Here is a 17,810-nt window from a genome sequence, read left to right as displayed (position 1 = left end):
AGGGTGGTGGCGTGATCGCATCCCTGACCGGGCGGGTCGTCCGCCTCGACCTCGACGCCCTCGTGCTCGAGGTGGCCGGCATCGGCTACCTCGTGCGCACCACGCCGCAGGCCCTCGCCGCGACCCGTCACGGGGCCGAGCTCACCCTGCACACCGAGCTCGTCGTCCGCGAGGACTCCCTGACCCTCTACGGCTTCCCCCAGGCGGAGGAGGCCGAGACCTTCCGCATCGTGCAGTCCGTCACCGGGATCGGGCCGCGCACGGCGCTGGCCGTGCTCGCCGTGCTCGACCCGGAGGAGCTGCGCCGCGCCGTCGCCGAGCAGGACGCGAAGACCATCACCCGCACCCCGGGCATCGGCCCGAAGGTCGCCGGCCGGATGATCCTCGAGCTCGGCGGGAAGCTGCCCGCGCCGAGCGAGGCCTCGCCCCAGGCCCCGTCGGCCCCCGGCACGACCCCCGGCGGCCCCGACGCCGACGTGGTCGAGGCCCTCGTCGGGCTCGGCTGGGCGGAGAAGCCGGCCCGGAGCGCCGTCGAGGCCGCGCGCGAGGAGGGCGGGGAGCAGCTCGACGCCGCCGCCCTCCTGCGCACGGCGCTGCGCGGTCTGGGAGGACATCGGTGAGCGCGCGGGCGGCGGGCCGCGAGGAGGAGCCGGCCGGCGGCACCTTCGACGACGGCTCCTGGGAGGCGACCGAGGACGCGTCGCGCACCGTGACGAGCCCCGAGTCGATGCCGCCCGAGCGCACCGCGGAGGCCGCGCTGCGCCCGCGTCGGCTCGAGGAGTTCGTGGGTCAGCAGGTGGTGCGCGACCAGCTCTCGCTCGTGCTCGACGCCGCCGCGGCGCGCGGCCGCGCCCCCGAGCACATGCTGCTCTCGGGACCGCCGGGCCTGGGCAAGACGACCCTCGCCATGATCATCGCCGCCGAGCTCTCCGCCCCGCTGCGCATCACCTCGGGACCTGCGATCCAGCATGCCGGCGATCTCGCCGCGATCCTCTCCTCCCTCGACGAGGGGGAGGTGCTCTTCATCGACGAGATCCACCGCCTCGCGCGGCCCGCCGAGGAGATGCTGTACATCGCCATGGAGGACTTCCGGGTCGACGTGGTCGTCGGCAAGGGCGTCGGCGCGACCTCGATCCCGCTGGACCTGCCGCCCTTCACCGTCGTCGGCGCCACCACCCGCGCCGGGCTCCTCCCGGCGCCGCTGCGCGACCGCTTCGGGTTCATCGGCCATCTCGACTTCTACGGCGCCGAGGAGCTGCGCGAGGTGGTGCGCCGCTCCGCTGTGCGGCTCGAGGTCGAGCTCGAGGACCGTGCCGCGATTGAGATCGCCTCCCGCTCCCGCGGCACGCCCCGCATCGCCAACCGTCTCCTGCGCCGCGTGCGCGACTGGGCCCAGGTGCGCGGCAGCGGCGACCTCGACCTCGGCGCCGCGAAGGAGGCGCTGCGGGTCTACGAGGTCGACGACCGGGGCCTGGACCGTCTGGACCGCGCGGTGCTCAGCGCCCTGTGCGGCCGCTTCGCCGGCGGGCCCGTGGGCCTGTCGACCCTCGCCGTCGCGGTGGGGGAGGAGACCGAGACCGTCGAGACGATGATCGAGCCGTATCTCGTGCGCGAGGGATTCCTGCTGCGCACCCCGCGCGGCCGGGCGGCCGCCCCCGCCGCCTGGGAGCATCTCGGCCTCGAGCCTCCCGCGGGGGCGGAGGGCGCCGCACCCATGCTCGGCCGCTTCTGAACCGGGCGCCGGACGGCCGCCCCGCGCGGAGATCGGCGCTCCCGGGCGGAGGTCGGTGCTCCCGGGCGCCGGCTGGGAGGACCGCGGCGGGGTGACGGGTACAGTGGGGCGGTCAGTCGCCCGCGGCAGGCCCTCAACCGTGCAGCGGCACGGTCCCGAGGGGGCTGTCCGTCGAGAGGAAAATCGTGGACCTCCTTCCCATCCTGCTCATCATCCTCGTGATGATGCTTCCCCTGTTCCTGCTCTCCCGCAGCCAGCGCAAGGCGCAGGCCAGGCAGCAGGAGCTGGTCAAGAAGCTCGGCGTGGGCGACGAGGTGCGCACGCACTCCGGCTTCTACGGCCTCATCGTCGAGGAGTACGACGACGTGGTGGTGCTCGAGTCGGAGGACGGCACGCAGACCAAGTGGGCCCGCATGGCGATCGCGATGGCCGTGGACCCGGTCGAGGACGAGCAGGGCGAGACCCTCGAGGGCGAGACCGTCGAGGGCGAGACCGTCGAGGGCGACGCCCCCGAGGGCGCCGAGTCCCGCGAGGCACAGGACGCCTCTTCCGCCGGCCAGGTCCCCGGCGTCACCGTCGCCGACGAGGACCCCCGCGAGGACGGCACCGCGCGCGGTCGCTGACCCGATCCGCGCCGCGCGCCCGACCGCGCACGACGCCGCACGACCCCGCGGAGCCTCCTGGCCCCGTCCTCCGCTCCCTGGCCCGTCGTCCTGAGGAATCCCCACCATGCCTGCACGCCGCATCGCCCTGGCGACCCTCGCGGTGCTGATCCTGCTGCTCGGCGGCGGGATCGGCGCCGGGGTCTGGAAGGGTGGCTGGCAGCCCGCCCCCAAGCTCGCCCTCGACCTCGAGGGAGGCACCCAGGTCATCCTCCAGGCGCAGTCCCGCGACGGTTCCGCGATCGACGAGACCGCCATGGAGCAGGCGCGGCAGATCATGAGCCAGCGCATCAACGCGATGGGCGTGGCGGAGACCGAGATCACCGTGCAGGGCGGCACGAACATCGTCATCGACGTGCCCGGGCAGATGGACCAGGAGACCTCCGCAGCGATCCGCCAGACCGCCGCGATGTCCTTCCGCCCCGTGCTCGGCGTCGTCGCACCCGAGGGCAGCGGCGAGGCGCTCCCCTCCGACGGCGGCGGCGCCTCCGACAGCGGGGGCGAGGAGTCCGAGGGGGAGACCTCCGAGGCCCCCGCCGATCCCTCCCAGCAGCTCTTCTCCGGCCTGCTCAGCGACGACTCCTCGATGGCTCCCGCGACCGGCACCGGCGAGGGCGACCTGCCCTATCCGGCCTGGAGCATGGACTGGATGACCCCCGAGATCCAGACCGAGCTGATGAGCGCGGACTGCGTCGACCCCGCCGCGCAGCAGGAGCGCGCCACGGAGACCGCCCCCGACGAGCCGATGGTCGCCTGCGCCCCGGACGGGAGCGCGAAGTACCTGCTGGGCCCCGAGGTCATCGCGGGCTCCTCGATCGAGGACTCCTCCGTCGCCTCGGACGTCACCCCGACCGGTCAGCCGACCGGCTACTACGTCGTGAACATGTCCTTCGACGACACCGCCGCGGAGTCCTTCTCGACCATGACCGGCGCCCTGTACAACGGCGAGGGCGCCACCGGCGCGTTCGGCATCGTGCTGGACGGGATGGTCATCTCCGCTCCCGAGGTGCAGGAGCCCTCCCCGGGCGGTGAGGCGTCGATCTCCGGCAACTTCTCCCAGGAGCAGGCGACCCAGCTCTCGGACCAGCTGCGCTTCGGCGCGCTGCCGCTCGAGTTCGAGGTCGCCTCCGAGCAGCAGATCTCCGCCACCCTCGGCGCGGACCAGCTCCAGATGGGCCTGATCGCCGGCCTGATCGGGCTCGCGCTCGTGGTCGCCTACGCCTTCGCGCAGTACCGTCTGCTCGCGATCGTGACGACCTCGAGCCTGCTCATCATGGGCGTGCTCACCTACGCCACCCTCACGGTGCTCTCGAACATCCCCGAGATCGGCTACCGCCTCTCCCTCGCGGGCGTGGTCGGCCTGATCGTCGCGGTCGCGTTCACCGCGGACTCGTTCATCGTCTACTTCGAGCGAGTGCGCGACGAGATCCGCGAGGGCCGCGGGATCGCCGCGGCCGTGGACCACGGCTGGGACCGCGCCCGGCGCACCATCCTCGCCTCCGACACGGTCAACATCATCGCGGCCGTGGTGCTGTACCTGCTCTCCACCGGCGGCGTGCGCGGCTTCGCCTTCGTGCTGGGACTGACCACGCTGCTGGACCTCCTGGTCGTCTTCCTGTTCACGCATCCGGTGCTGCAGGCGCTCGTACGCACGCGCTTCTTCGGGAAGGGGCATCCGTGGAGCGGTCTGGACCCGGCGCGCCTGGACCGCGACGTGCCCGCCTACGCCGGCCGCGGACGCGTCCGCCTCGGCGAGGAGCGCGGCCGCGGCGGTCGCCGCGGCGCCCGCGCGGAGGAGGAGCCGGCCGAGCGCGAGCCGATCGCAGTGCGCCGCGCCCGCGAGGCCCGGGAGGCGCGCGAGGCGCAGGAGGCCCGTGACGGGGTCCCCGTGGACGGCGCCTCCGACGACGGCTTCTCCGGCGACGGCATCTCGGGCGACGGCATCTCCGACGCCGGCACCCCTGCCGATGAGGACACCGACGAGACCGAGGAGCAGGGCCGATGAGCACCACCTTCGCCACCTTCGGCAACGACCTCCACGCCGGCAGGCGGATCCTGCCGATCGTCTCCCGCCGACGCACCTGGTACCTGATCAGCGTCGTCGTCGTGGTGCTGCTGGGCGCCCTCGCGGTCGTGCGAGGGCCCAACCCCGGCATCGAGTTCACCGGCGGCTCCGAGTTCCAGATCGCCGGGGTCGCCGACACCGAGCAGACCTCCGCCCGAGAGGTCGTGCGCGAGCACCTGCCGGACAACGAGCCGAAGGTCACCCAGCTCGGCAGCGACACCCTGCGCGTGCAGACCGAGCAGCTCGACTCGACCCAGACGGCCGAGCTCGCCGGAGAGCTCGCCACGGCCTACGGGGTGTCCGCCGACGCGGTCTCGACCTCCTACATCGGTCCGGTGTGGAGCGGCGACGTCACCCAGAAGATGGTCCGCGGCGTCGTGGTCTTCCTGGTCCTGGTCGCCGCGATGATGGCGCTCTACTTCCGCGACCTCAAGGCGTCCCTCGCCGCGATGATCGCGCTGGGCCACGACATGCTGCTCACCGCCGCGGTGTACGGCGTGGTCGGCTTCGAGATCACTCCCGGCACGGTCATCGGCTTCCTCACCGTCATGGGCTACTCGCTCTACGACACCATCGTCGTGTTCGACAAGGTGCGGGAGAACACCGCGGACCTCACGGGCCAGCGCCGACGCACCTTCGCCGAGCTCGTCGAGCTCGCCGCGAACCAGACCCTGGTGAGGTCGATCAACACCTCCGTCGTCGCGCTGCTGCCGATCGGCTCGATCCTTGCGATCGGCGCGTTCCTGCTCGGCGCCGGCACCCTCAAGGACATCTCGCTCGCCCTGTTCATCGGGATCATCGCCGGCACCTACTCCTCGATCTTCCTCGCACCGGGGCTGCTCGTGGACCTCCGCCGGCGCGAGGACGCGATCGCCCGCCACACCCTCGCCGTCGAGCGCGCGCGCCGCGGGGAGACCGTCTCGGCGTCCGAGGACTCCGCCGGGAGCGCCCGCGGAGCGGCCGCCGGGGCCCGCGCCGACGGCTCCGACTCCGCGGACGCCGACCTCGCGGACGCCGATCCTGCGGACGCCGACGCGGCTGACGCGGGGGAGGGGCGCGCCCCGGAGGCGGACGAGGACGACGGCACCGTCGGCCGCCGCGCCGCCGCCTCCCGCTCCGCCCGGCAGCAGCCGCGCAGGACCACCCGACGCCGACGCTCCGGCAGGTGAGGAACCGATGAACGACCCGCAGACCGTCCCTGCCCCGCTCCGCACCGCGAAGGAGATCCCCACCGCCGCCGAGATCGAGGCGCTGCGCGGCACGCACATCGCCGAGTACCCGGACTTCCCGACCCCCGGCGTGCTCTTCCGCGACATCACCCCGCTGCTGCGCGACGCGAGCGCGCTGCGCCGCGTGATCCGCTACTGGACCACGCTGCTGCCCGAGGGCATCGAGTACATCGTCGGCACCGAGGCCCGCGGCTTCGTGCTCGGCGCACCGCTCGCCTACGAGCTCGGCGCCGGGTTCATCCCGGTGCGCAAGGCGGGCAAGCTCCCCGGCCGCCCGGCCGGTCTGAAGTACGACCTCGAGTACGGCAGCGCCGAGATCCAGATCCCCGAGAACTCGCTCCCGGCCGGCGCACGGACCCTCGTGCTCGACGACCTGCTCGCCACCGGCGGGACCGCCGCGGCGACGGTCGAGCTCACCCGACGCTTCGACGTCGAGCTGCTCGGCGCCTCCTTCCTCATCGAGCTCGAGGGCCTCGGCGGCCGCGACCTGCTGCCGGACGTGCCGCTGACCACTGTCTGGTCCATCCCCGACTGATCCCCGGGGCGTCGCCGTCCGCCGCCGGCGGACGCGGCGCGCACCCCTGTCGCCCGCGCGTAGACTGGGGCCTTCCAGGCAGGGAGGTGTGCATGCAGGAGCGGACCGCATCCGAGCAGGCAGGGGCCGGTGCCGGCCCGGCCGACCAGGCCGCGCGCCCTCCCGCCACGCCGCCGGCACAGACGGACTCGCCGCGCACCCCCTCGACCGCGCCGCGGCGCTCCCGCTCGCGCCTGTCCTTCTTCGCCCCGCGCTCCTCGCCGGTCGATCCGCTGCTCGCACCGCTGCTGGAGACGATGACGGCGGTGAGCCCGAAGGAGAACCAGGAGCTGGTGCGCCAGGCGTACACCGTCGCCGAGCGCGCCCACCGCGGCCAGACCCGCCGCAGCGGCGACCCGTACATCACCCACCCGGTCTCGGTCGCCACGATCCTCGCCGAGCTCGGCTCGCCGGCCGATGTCGTCGCCGCAGCGCTCCTGCACGACACGGTCGAGGACACCGACTATTCCCTGGACCAGCTGCGCGCCGAGTTCGGCGAGGTCATCGCCGTCATGGTCGACGGCGTGACGAAGCTGGACAAGGTCACCTACGGCGAGGCCGCGCAGGCCGAGACCGTGCGCAAGATGATCGTGGCGATGAGCCGCGACGTGCGCGTGCTGCTGATCAAGCTCGCCGACCGCCTCCACAACGCCCGCACCTGGAAGTACGTGCCGGCCGCCTCGGCGGAGCGCAAGGCGAAGGAGACCCTCGAGATCTACGCCCCGCTCGCGCACCGCCTGGGGCTGAACACGATGAAGTGGGAGCTGGAGGACCGCTCCTTCCAGGTCCTCTACCCCAAGGTGTACGAGGAGATCGTCTCGCTGGTCGCCCAGCACGCCCCGGCGCGCGAGCAGTACCTCTCCACCGTCTCCTCCCAGATCCAGGAGGACCTCAAGAAGGCGCGGATCAAGGCCGAGGTCACCGGCCGGCCCAAGCACTACTACTCGATCTACCAGAAGATGATCGTGCGGGGCCGCGACTTCTCCGACATCTACGACCTCGTCGGGGTGAGGGTGCTCGTGGACACGGTCCGCGACTGCTACGGGGTGCTCGGCACACTCCACGCGCGCTGGTCGCCGGTGCAGGGCCGCTTCAAGGACTACATCGCGCTGCCGAAGTTCAACCTGTACCAGTCGCTGCACACCACCGTGATCGGCCCGACCGGCAAGCCGGTCGAGGTCCAGATCCGCACCCGCGAGATGCACCGCCGCGCCGAGTACGGCGTCGCCGCGCACTGGAAGTACAAGGCGATGGCGGGCGGCCAGGGCGGCGGCGAGTCCGCGGCGATCACGAACGACGCCGCCTGGCTGCGCCAGCTGATGGACTGGCAGAAGGAGACCACCGACTCCGGCGAGTTCCTGGACTCGCTGCGGTTCGAGATCAACACGCAGGAGGTGTACGTCTTCACGCCGAAGGGGGACGTGCTCGCCCTGCCGCAGGGCTCGACCCCGGTCGACTTCGCCTACTCGGTCCACACCGAGGTGGGGCACCGCACGATCGGGGCGCGGGTCAACGGGCGCCTGGTCTCCCTGGAGTCCGCGCTCGCGACCGGTGACGTCGTGGAGGTCTTCACCTCGAAGTCCGCCGACGCCGGCCCCAGCCGGGACTGGCTCGGCTTCGTGAAGTCCCCGAGAGCGCGCAACAAGATCCGCCAGTGGTTCTCGAAGGAGCGTCGCGAGGAGGCGCTCGAGCGGGGCAAGGAGGAGCTCGCCAAGGCGCTGCGTCGGCAGGACCTGCCCATGCGGCGCCTGCTCACCCACGACACGCTCGCCACGATCGCCTCGGAGCTCAACCTCGGCTCGATCGACGCGCTGTACACCTCGATCGGCGAGGGTCACACCGGCGCCCAGCACGTCGTCGAGAAGCTGCGCGCCTCCTTCGGCGGCGCCGACGGCGCGGAGGAGGACCTCGCCGAGATCACCCTGCCCTCGAAGGTCCGCCCGCGGGGCAGCCGTGCCGAACGGCACACGGCGGAGACGGACCAGGGCGTCATCGTGGACGGCCATGCCGACCTGTGGGTCAAGCTCGCCAAGTGCTGCGCGCCGGTGCCGGGCGATCCGATCGTCGGCTTCATCACCCGCGGCTCGGGCATCTCCGTGCACCACACCAGCTGCACCAATGCGATCCAGCTCCAGGAGCAGCAGCCTGATCGCATGGTCGAGGCGAGCTGGTCAGGGCGGCACTCCACCGCCTATCTCGTGCACATCAAGGTCGAGGCGCTGGACCGCCCCCGGCTCCTCACCGATCTGGCGCTGGTGATCTCGGAGCAGCAGGTCAATCTGCATTCCGCCTCGGCGCAGTCGAACACCGACCGGCTCGCGACGACCTTCTTCTCCTTCGAGCTGGCCGATCCCACGCACCTCCAGTCCGTGCTCGCCCAGGTCAGGCGCGTCGAGGGCGTCTACGACGTCTACCGCGTCACGGCCGACGGCCGGCCCGTCGGCCTCGGCGCACCGCTCACGGCGAGCTGAGGGGACCGGCCCGCTCCCGCTCGCTCCGGGCAGCGATCAGAGGGCCCTCGAGGCGCATCCCCGCGAGCGGCCGCACCGCGGACGGCTGCTCCCGGGGCTTTCGCGGATCGTGCCTTCCCGTCCCGTCCCGCTGCGTCGTCCCCGGCAGCGTGGAGTCCCGCTGTGCCGCGTCCGACCGCGCCGTGGGCGGTGTGAGAGCCCGGTCCAGTCGCTCCCGGGCCTCCTGCACGCCGGGGTGCCGGTGCAGCCGGTGCAGATGCGCGCGCAGCTCCTCGTGCTCCACCAGGCCCGCCCGCTCGAGCCGCCGCAGCAGCGGGCGGGCGATCGCCTCGGGGCTGAAGCGCAGCAGATCCGAGGCGGTGCGACGGGGCGTGGTCACGGGTGCCCCTCCGACGGTGTCGATGTCGCCCGGGCCGAGCCGGGCATGGCGCTGGACCACGCCGGCGAGGATCCCGCGGTGCGCGGGGGAGAGCAGCTCGAGCGGTGCCGGCGGCCGACCGCCCAGATGCACCCAGGCGGCGCTCCTCCCGGCGATCACGTGATGGGGCTGCAGGTGCTCCCCGAGGGCGCAGCCGAGCGCCAGCGCCCGGCGCACCGAGGTCCCGAGGAGATCCGGGGGCAGGAACACCCCGGGCAGCAGGCGGACGATCTCCCCGCGGGCGACCATCGCGGCGGTGGTGGGGGTCTCCTCCCAGCGCTGCAGCTCGGCGCCGAGGGGGAGGGCGAGGTCCGCCGCGTGGTGGGACCAGGCCGCGCACAGCCCGATCGGGCGCAGCCTCACAGGAGGGGGTGGGCGGTCGCAGGGCGAGGGAGCGTCCTGTGCGGGGTCGTCGGCGAGGACCTCGCGCAGCACGGGGTCCGCCAGGGCGGCGCGGAGCGCGGCGTCGCCGGGCACTCCGAGGGCGGGCGCGGTGAGTGCGGGTGCGGCAGCGGCGAGGGTCTCCATGCATCGACCCTGGCCCGCACCGGTCCGCACGGCAATGCCCCGCCCGTCCCTGTGGACGAGCGGGGCAGTGGGGAGGAGAGGTGCGCCGCGCCGGGGGCCGGTGCGCGGGCGCCTCAGCCCAGGTCGCGGGCGGAGCGCTCGATCACGGCGAGCCACTCCTTGCGGGCCTCGAGCGCCGCCTCGGCCTCCGCGATCTTCTTCGGATCGCCGCCGGCACGGGCCTTCTCCAGCGCCTCCTCGTAGGAGGCGATCGCGGAGTGCAGCTGCGAGGACGCACCCTCGACGCGCGCCTTGGTGCGCGGGTCGGTGCGGCGCCACTCGGCCTGCTCAGCGTCCTTCACGGCACGCTCGACGGATCGCAGGCGGTCGTCGATCCGGCGCATGTCGCCGCGCGGCACCTTGCCCGCCTCCTCCCAGCGGTCCTGGATCGAGCGCAGCGCGGACTTCGCCGCGTCGAGGTCCTTGCGCGGGTCGAGGGTCTCGGCCTCCACCAGCAGCGCCTCCTTCACCTCGAGGTTCTTGCGCTGCTCGGCCTCGGTCTCGTGGAGGTCCGCGTTGCGCGCCGCGAAGAAGGTGTCCTGGGCGGCCTTGAACCGCTTCCACTGGGCGTCGTCCTTCTTGCGGCTGCCGCGCGGCGCACGCCGCCACTGGTCCATGAGGTCCTTGTACGCCCGGACCGTCGGACCCCAGTCGGTGGAGTCCTGCATCGCCTCGGCGCGGGCGATGAGCTCCTCCTTGTGGGCGGCGGCCTCGGCATGCCGCTCGTCGAGCTGGGAGAAGAACTGCTTGCGCATCCGGTCGAAGGAGGCGCGGGCGGCCGAGAGCCGCTTCCACAGCGCCTCCTCGGTGGGACGGTCCAGCCCGATGTCCTCGGATTGCATCTGCTTCCACGTCGGGACCATCTGCCGCATCGTCTCGCCGGCGTTCTTCCAGGAGATCTGCTCCGGGTCGGTGGCGACCAGGGCCTCGATCGACTCGACGAACTCGGTGCGGCGACGGGTCGCGGCCTCCCGGCCCTCGGCCCGCTTCGCCTCGAGCGCCCGGATCTTCTCCTTCGCCTGCTCGCGCAGCTCGGAGGCACGGGCGCGCAGCGCCGGGATGTCGCCGACGACCTGCGGCTCCTTCATGTTCTTGCGGAGGTTCTCCAGGAGCCGGTTGAGCTCGTTCTGGGTGTGCTCGGGCGCGGTGAGGGCGGAGGCGGTCTGGTCGAGGAAGGCGACCAGGTCCAGGTACCCCTTCGCGAAGGGCTCGAGCGCGGCGTCGTGGTCGGCCTCGGTCGTGGTGCCGATCGTGCGCACCTGGGTGCCGTCCTGGACGGTGACGGTGCCGTCCTCCGCCACGCTGCCGAAGGCCTTCGCCGCGGCGATCTCGGCGGGGTCGTGCTCGGCGGCCGCGGGGGCGACGGGCAGCAGGGCCGCCGTCGGCTTCTTCCCCGCCAGGGCGGCGGGGGACGGGGCGGCCGGGCGCGGGCGGGGACCGCCCGGCGCGGGCTTCGGCGCGGGGGACGGTGCAGGCGTCGCCGCGGCGGGAGAGGCGCTCGCGTCCGCCGCGGAGGCCGAGTCGTCCGTAGGAGTCGCGTCGTCCGTGGCAGTCGCGTCGTCCGAGGAGGCCGTGGCCTCCGAGTCGGTCGCGTCGGCCGCGGGGGACTCGTCGGTCGAGGCGCTCTGCTCGGCCTCGTCGGCCTGCTCGCCGGTCTCGGCGGGGACGGGATCGACCTGCTCGGTGTCGGTGGCCTGCTCCGTGGTCGCCTGTTCGGCGGGCGCGGTCTGCGCCTCGGGGGCGGACGGCTCCGCGGAGGTCTGCTCGGCCGCGGCGTCGACGACGGCGTCGGCGGGCTGGGCGGCTGCCTGGTCGGCGGGGAGGGAAGTCTCGGACTCGCTCACGATGAGCTCCTTCGATGGGATCCGCTGCGGGGCGGGACACTGCCGTCACCAGGACGGCCGGGCTGATGGGGTGCTCGTCACGGGCGGACCGGGGCGACCACGTCACGGAACTCTACAGCGGAGCGCGCCGGCGTTCCGCCTCGTCCGGCACCGGGCGACCGCGCCTCGGGCACGCCCGCCCTCGAGAGGGGATAATGGGCGCGCACCGCAGACGACCAGAAGGAAGTGCACCGCATGGCGAAGATCGCCGCCCTGTCAGGATTCCCGGAGTGGCTCCCCTCCGAGCGTCTCGTCGAGCAGCACGTGATCGACGTGTTCCGGGAGGTCGCCGAGCTGCACGGGTTCTCCGGCATCGAGACGCGCGCGGTCGAGCCGCTCGAGCAGCTGCTGCGCAAGGGCGAGATCGACAAGGAGGTGTACGTGCTGCGCCGCCTCCACGCCGAGGAGGGCGACGAGGACGCCGGCGCCGACCGCTCCCGCACCCTCGGCCTGCACTTCGACCTCACCGTCCCGCTCGCGCGCTACGTGCTCGAGCACCAGAACGACCTCGCCTTCCCCTTCCGGCGCTACCAGATCCAGAAGGTGTGGCGCGGCGAGCGCCCCCAGGACGGCCGCTTCCGCGAGTTCTACCAGGCCGATCTCGACGTGATCGGCCAGGACGCCCTGCCCGGCCACGTCGAGGCCGAGGTCGCGATCGTGATGGCGGAGATCCTCTCTCGCCTGCCGCTGCCGCAGGTGAGCATCCACGCCAACACCCGCCGCCTCTCCGAGGGCTTCTTCCGCGCGATCGGCTTCGAGGACCACACCCCCGTGCTGCGCGCCCTGGACAAGCTCCCGAAGATCGGCGCCGAGGCCGTGGCCGCCCTGCTGCGCGACGAGGCCGGCGCGAGCGAGGAGCAGGCGCGCAGGGCGCTCGCCTTCGCCTCGATCCGCACCCGTGACGTCTCCTTCGCCCAGCAGGTCCGCGACCTCGGCGGCAGCGGCGAGATGGTCGAGGAGGGCATCGCCGAGCTCACCGCCGTCATCGAGCGGGTCGAGGCGGCCGTGCCCGGCATGATCGTCGCGGACCTCTCGATCGCCCGCGGCCTGGACTACTACACCGGCACCGTGTTCGAGAGCTTCGTGGCCGGGCACGAGTCGCTCGGCTCGATCTGCTCCGGCGGGCGCTACGACCGCCTCGCCTCCGACAACCGGCACACCTATCCCGGCGTCGGCCTCTCCATCGGCCTCTCGCGGCTGGTCTCCCGCCTCGTCTCGGCCGGGATGGCGGCGCCGAGCCGCGCGGTCCCCACCTGCGTGCTCGTCTCGGTCGCCGACGAGGAGCACCGGGGACGCAGCGATGCGGCCGCCCGTGCGCTGCGCGCCCGCGGCGTCCCCTGCGAGGTCGCCCCGAGCGCCGCGAAGTTCGGCAAGCAGATCCGCTACGCCGACCGCCGAGGCATCCCCTTCGTCTGGTTCCCCGGCGAGGACGGCACCGCCGGGGAGGTCAAGGACATCCGCAGCGGCGACCAGTCCGCGGCCGACGCCACCACCTGGCAGCCCCCGGCCGAGGACCTGCGCCCGCGCATCCTCGCCGCCCAGGAGGAGCAGGCGGACTGACCGCCTCTCCGGTCGGCCTCGGATGAGCTGGCTCACATCACGGCCCCAGGGGAATGATCCCTGGGGCCGCGGCGTTCCAGGGGTCATGGCTACGCTGACTCTGACCACCGAGAACCACGACAAGACCGTCGAGGACGGCATCGTCCTGATCGACTTCTGGGCGGGCTGGTGCGTGCCGTGCCAGCGCTTCTCCCCGATCTACGAGGAGGCCTCGGAGACGCACGAGGACGTCACCTTCGCGAAGGTTGACACCGAGGACCAGCAGGACCTCGCCATGCGCTACGGCGTCACCTCCATCCCGACCCTGGTCGCCTACCGCGAGGGCATCCCGGTCTTCTCCCAGGCCGGCGCCCTGCCTCAGTCCGCGCTCGAGGACCTCATCGGCCAGGTGAAGAACCTGGACATGGACGAGGTCCGCAAGGCCTACGCCGAGGCCCAGCAGAAGCAGGGCTGACCCCGCCGCCGGGCCGACCCCGTTCGCGCCCCGCGATCCCGACGACGACAGGACCCCGCCACCCGGAAGGGTGACGGGGTCCTGTGCTGTGCTGCTCAGCCCTCCCGGCGGAAGGGGCGGCGCCTGCCCTCGGGGCGGCCGCCGCGGTCGTCACGGCGCGGACGGTCGTCGCGGCGGAAGGGACGCTCGGCGTCACGACGCGGACCCTTGCCCCCGCGCGGCCCGCGGTCCGGGCCGATGCGCAGCTCGCGCCCGCCGAGCTTCGCCCGGCTGATGCGGTCCATCTGCTCCGGGGTGAGCGAGCCGCGGATCTGGACCAGCGAGAAGTGCGGGAAGATCTGGATCTTGCCGATGTCCTTGCCGTGCAGGCCGCCCTCGCCGGTCATGGCGCCGACGATGCCCGGCGGACGCGCACCGTGGGAGTGGCCGACCCCGACCTTGTAGGAGGTGTACCCGCGCTCCGTCGGCGTCGCCTCCCGCGGGCCGCGGTCGCCGCGCTCGCGGTCGTCGCCGCGCAGCTGCGCGCCGGTGAACTCCTCGTCCTCCGTCGCCGCGCCGGGGCCCTCGTCGCCCACGGTCATCGCGCCGAGCACCGCGGCGAGCTCGAGCGGGTCGATCTCGTTCTCGGCGACGAACTCGCCGATCAGCTCGCGGTACAGCTCCAGACGGCCCCGCTCGATCCGCTCGGGGACCTGGGTCAGCAGTGCGGCGAGGCGATGCTTGGAGACGTCGCGAGGCGAGGGGATGTCCGCCTCGGCGAGGGTCTGCTTGGTGGCGCGCTCGATGTTCTTCAGCGCACGGCGCTCGTGCGGGCCGATGAAGGTCAGCGCCTCGCCTGTGCGGCCCGCGCGACCGGTGCGGCCGATGCGGTGGACGTACGACTCCGCCTCCTTGGGCACGTCGAAGTTCACCACCAGGCCGATCCGCTCGACGTCCAGGCCGCGGGCGGCGACATCGGTGGCGACGAGCACCTGCAGGGAGCCGTCGCGGAGCCGCTCGACGATCTTCTCGCGCTCCTTCTGCGGCACGTCGCCGCTGATCGACGCCGCGATCAGGCCACGGGCCACCAGCGCGGAGCCCACCTCCTCGGCGGCGGCGCGGGTGCGCACGAACACGATCGCCGCCTCGGCGGACGAGGTGGCCAGCACGCGCGCGAGCGCTCCGGTGCGGTGCTTGAAGGGCACCACCGCGTACGTCTGGGTGACGCTCTTGACGGTGGAGGACTGCGGGGTGACGCTCACGCGCACCGGGTCCTTCATGTGGGTCTGCGCCACGCGCTGGATCGCGGCGGGCATCGTGGCGGAGAACAGCGCGACCTGACGGCTCTCGGGGGAGTGGGAGAGGATCTCCTCGACGTCCTCCGCGAAGCCCATGCGCAGCATCTCGTCGGCCTCGTCCAGGACCGCGAAGCGGATCGTGTCCAGCTTGAGGTTCGCGCGACGCATGTGGTCCATCACGCGGCCGGGGGTGCCGACGACGACCTGGGCGCCGCGGGAGAGCGCGCGCTCCTGCGGGCCGTAGGGCGAGCCGCCGTACAGGGCGACCACGTCGAGCCCGCCCATGGAGGTGGCGAAGGAGGAGATCGCGTCGGCGACCTGCATCGCGAGCTCACGGGTCGGGGCGAGCACCAGCGCCTGCACCTCGCGGACGGACGGGTCGACGGCGGCCAGCAGCGGCAGGCCGAAGGCGGCCGTCTTGCCGGTGCCGGTCTGGGCGACGCCGATCACGTCGCGCCCCTCGAGCAGCGAGGGGATCGCCTGCGCCTGGATCGCCGAGGGGGTGGTGAAGCCGAGCTCGTCGACCGCGCGCCGCAGCGGCGCCGGCAGGTCGATGTCGTCGAAGCTGGGTCCGGCCGGGGCCTGCGGCTCCTCGGCGGCCGACGTGGCGGTCCCGCTCTGCGCGCCCGCCCCCTCGGTGCTCTCGGTCACGGTCTCGGCAGCGACGTCGGACCCGTCGGCGGGGTCGATGGCATCGGGGGCAGGGCGGGATTCGGTCATGGCGTCCTTACGACGGTCAGGGGTTTCAACAGGCCCCAACAGGTCGCAGGGCGTGGCTGCCCATACATTCCGCGCTGCGGGCGCCATGCGCGGGGCACGGCATGCTCGGGCGGACTCGGGCGGAAGGACCTGCGCTCCGGCAGGTCGAACAGAACTCGAGTCTACGGGGGAGAGGGCCCGCTCCGACAGGTCGGCGGTGGCGAGATCCCTCACCCCGGACGGTAGGCTGGCCTCTCCGCGCACCCCGTGCGCCGGACCCCGCGCGCCCCGCGCCGGGGAGCCACCGACCCCCGACACCGCGAAGGACATCCCGTGCTGCGCACCCACACCGCCGGTGAGCTCCGCCAGGAGCACATCGGACAGACCGTCACCCTCACCGGCTGGATCGGCCGTCGCCGTGACCACGGCGGCGTGACGTTCCTCGATCTGCGCGACGCCGCGGGCGTCACCCAGGTCGTCGTGCGCGAGGACGAGGCGATGCACCTGCGCAGCGAGTACGTGCTGAAGGTGACCGGCTCCGTCAACCGCCGCCCCGAGGGCAACGAGAACCCGCAGCTGCCCACCGGCGAGATCGAGGTCACCGCGACCGAGGTCGAGGTGCTCAGCACCTCCGCACCGCTGCCCTTCCAGCTCGACGAGCACAGCGAGGTGGGCGAGGAGACCCGCCTGCGCTACCGCTACCTCGACCTGCGCCGGCAGGGCCCGGCCGCCGCGATGCGCCTGCGCTCCGAGGTGAACCGCGCCGCGCGCGACACCCTCCTGGACCAGGGCTTCGTCGAGGTCGAGACCCCGACCCTGACCCGCTCCACCCCCGAGGGCGCCCGCGACTTCCTGGTCCCCGCGCGCCTCGCCCCGGGCTCCTGGTACGCGCTGCCGCAGTCCCCGCAGCTGTTCAAGCAGCTGCTCATGGTGGGCGGCATCGAGAAGTACTTCCAGCTCGCCCGCTGCTACCGCGACGAGGACTTCCGCGCCGACCGTCAGCCCGAGTTCACCCAGCTCGACGTCGAGATGAGCTTCGTGGACCAGGAGGACGTGATCGCCCTGGCCGAGCAGATCCTCTCCGCCGTCTGGGCGAAGGCCGGCCACGAGATCTCCGGCCCCTTCCCGCGCATCACCTACGCCGAGTCGATGCGACGCTACGGCTCCGACAAGCCCGACCTGCGCTTCGACCTCGAGCTGGTCGAGATGACCGAGTACTTCGCGGACACGCCCTTCCGCGTGTTCCAGGCCCCGTACGTCGGCGCGGTCGTCATGGCCGGCGGCGCCTCCCAGCCCCGTCGCCAGCTCGACGCCTGGCAGGAGTGGGCCAAGCAGCGCGGTGCGAAGGGTCTCGCCTACGTGCTCGTCCAGGAGGACGGGACCCTCACCGGTCCCGTCTCCAAGAACATCTCCGAGCAGGAGAAGGCGGGTCTGCTCGAGAAGACCGGCGCGGCCCCCGGCGACTGCGTCTTCTTCGCCGCCGGCGAGCCGAAGAGCTCCCGCGCCCTGCTCGGCGCGGCCCGGAACGAGATCGCCGAGAAGCTCGGGCTCATCGACGAGGACGCCTTCGCCTTCGTGTGGGTCGTCGACGCGCCGATGTTCGAGCCCGCCGCGGACGCCCGTGCGGCCGGGGACGTCGCCGTGGGCGGCGGCGCCTGGACCGCCGTCCACCACGCCTTCACCTCGCCGAAGCCCGAGTTCCTCGACACCTTCGACACGGACCCGGGCAGCGCCCTCGCCTACGCCTACGACATCGTCTGCAACGGCAACGAGATCGGCGGCGGCTCGATCCGCATCCACTCCCAGGACGTGCAGCAGCGCGTCTTCGAGGTGATGGGGATCGGTGCCGAGGAGGCGCAGGAGAAGTTCGGCTTCCTGCTGGACGCCTTCCAGTTCGGCGCCCCGCCGCACGGCGGCATCGCCTTCGGCTGGGACCGGATCGTGGCGCTGCTGGCCGGGGAGGAGTCGATCCGAGAGGTCATCGCGTTCCCCAAGACCGGCAACGGCTATGACCCGCTGACCGCGGCCCCCGCCCCGATCACGCCCCAGCAGCGCAAGGAGGCGGGAGTCGACGCGAAGCCCGCCGCGAAGGACGCGCCGAAGGATGCCGTGAAGGACGCGCCGCACGGCGAGGAGGGCACCGCCTCCCCGAAGGCCTGAGCCCCCTGCACACGAGAACGGCCGACGCGAGTGATCGCGTCGGCCGGTCTCGTGGTCCC

Annotated in this window: 13 protein-coding genes; 10 read left to right on the top strand and 3 right to left on the bottom strand. The window is 73.0% G+C overall.

From position 1 onward, the window contains the following. Positions 1-11 precede the first annotated feature (11 nt). From ruvA to A4A78_RS16770, 7 genes are all read left to right on the top strand, one after another. Positions 12-620, top strand: coding sequence for a Holliday junction branch migration protein RuvA (gene ruvA, locus A4A78_RS16800; protein WP_062951197.1), 609 nt, complete (start codon positions 12-14; stop codon positions 618-620). Positions 621-727: 107 nt separating this feature from the next. Beyond that, positions 728-1,732 carry a Holliday junction branch migration DNA helicase RuvB gene (gene ruvB / locus A4A78_RS16795; RefSeq protein WP_231881087.1) on the top strand — a complete coding sequence of 335 codons (1,005 nt, stop codon included), beginning with the start codon at positions 728-730 and terminating at the stop codon, positions 1,730-1,732. Between the two features lie 185 nt (positions 1,733-1,917). Then, positions 1,918-2,355 (top strand): preprotein translocase subunit YajC, encoded by a 438-nt coding sequence (gene yajC / locus A4A78_RS16790; protein ID WP_062951195.1) that lies wholly within the window; start codon positions 1,918-1,920, stop codon positions 2,353-2,355. Positions 2,356-2,461: 106 nt separating this feature from the next. After that, positions 2,462-4,399, top strand: coding sequence for a protein translocase subunit SecD (secD, locus tag A4A78_RS16785; RefSeq protein ID WP_062951194.1), 1,938 nt, complete (start codon positions 2,462-2,464; stop codon positions 4,397-4,399). After that, complete coding sequence (gene secF / locus A4A78_RS16780; protein ID WP_062951192.1) at positions 4,396-5,628, top strand: protein translocase subunit SecF; 1,233 nt, start codon at positions 4,396-4,398, stop codon at positions 5,626-5,628. Before secD ends, secF begins: the two co-directional genes overlap by 4 nt. A gap of 7 nt (positions 5,629-5,635) precedes the next feature. Continuing rightward, positions 5,636-6,223 carry an adenine phosphoribosyltransferase gene (locus A4A78_RS16775; protein WP_082835387.1) on the top strand — a complete coding sequence of 196 codons (588 nt, stop codon included), beginning with the start codon at positions 5,636-5,638 and terminating at the stop codon, positions 6,221-6,223. 92 nt (positions 6,224-6,315) lie between these two features. Continuing rightward, the gene (locus A4A78_RS16770; protein WP_062951190.1) at positions 6,316-8,733 is read left to right on the top strand and encodes a bifunctional (p)ppGpp synthetase/guanosine-3',5'-bis(diphosphate) 3'-pyrophosphohydrolase; all 2,418 of its coding nucleotides are present in this window, start codon (positions 6,316-6,318) and stop codon (positions 8,731-8,733) included. Here A4A78_RS16770 and A4A78_RS16765 read toward each other — a convergent pair. Both A4A78_RS16765 and A4A78_RS16760 read right to left on the bottom strand, forming a co-directional pair. Next, the gene (locus A4A78_RS16765) at positions 8,720-9,679 is read right to left on the bottom strand and encodes a hypothetical protein (protein WP_062951187.1); all 960 of its coding nucleotides are present in this window, start codon (positions 9,677-9,679) and stop codon (positions 8,720-8,722) included. The two genes, A4A78_RS16770 and A4A78_RS16765, sit on opposite strands and share 14 nt — an antisense overlap. Before the next feature lie 113 nt (positions 9,680-9,792). Then, positions 9,793-11,562: a DUF349 domain-containing protein gene (locus A4A78_RS16760; RefSeq protein ID WP_062951186.1), complete on the bottom strand. Its 1,770-nt coding sequence runs from the start codon at positions 11,560-11,562 to the stop codon at positions 9,793-9,795. Between the two features lie 234 nt (positions 11,563-11,796). Here A4A78_RS16760 and hisS point away from each other — a divergent pair, with 234 nt between their 5' ends. Both hisS and trxA read left to right on the top strand, forming a co-directional pair. Then, positions 11,797-13,161, top strand: coding sequence for a histidine--tRNA ligase (gene hisS, locus A4A78_RS16755; protein WP_062951185.1), 1,365 nt, complete (start codon positions 11,797-11,799; stop codon positions 13,159-13,161). Positions 13,162-13,246: 85 nt separating this feature from the next. After that, positions 13,247-13,615: a thioredoxin gene (trxA, locus tag A4A78_RS16750; protein WP_010552359.1), complete on the top strand. Its 369-nt coding sequence runs from the start codon at positions 13,247-13,249 to the stop codon at positions 13,613-13,615. A gap of 95 nt (positions 13,616-13,710) precedes the next feature. Here trxA and A4A78_RS16745 read toward each other — a convergent pair whose 3' ends face one another. Then, positions 13,711-15,612: a DEAD/DEAH box helicase gene (locus A4A78_RS16745; protein WP_062951183.1), complete on the bottom strand. Its 1,902-nt coding sequence runs from the start codon at positions 15,610-15,612 to the stop codon at positions 13,711-13,713. A gap of 312 nt (positions 15,613-15,924) precedes the next feature. On the opposite strand from A4A78_RS16745, the gene aspS reads away from it, so the two are divergent. Beyond that, the gene (aspS, locus tag A4A78_RS16740; RefSeq protein ID WP_062951181.1) at positions 15,925-17,751 is read left to right on the top strand and encodes an aspartate--tRNA ligase; all 1,827 of its coding nucleotides are present in this window, start codon (positions 15,925-15,927) and stop codon (positions 17,749-17,751) included. Positions 17,752-17,810 lie beyond the last annotated feature (59 nt).

Source organism: Brachybacterium sp. sponge (assembly GCF_001613775.1).
In the GTDB taxonomy this organism is placed as follows: domain Bacteria; phylum Actinomycetota; class Actinomycetes; order Actinomycetales; family Dermabacteraceae; genus Brachybacterium; species Brachybacterium conglomeratum.
The sequence above is the reverse complement of the archived record's forward strand: the minus strand, read 5'-3'. Positions and strand labels throughout refer to the sequence as shown.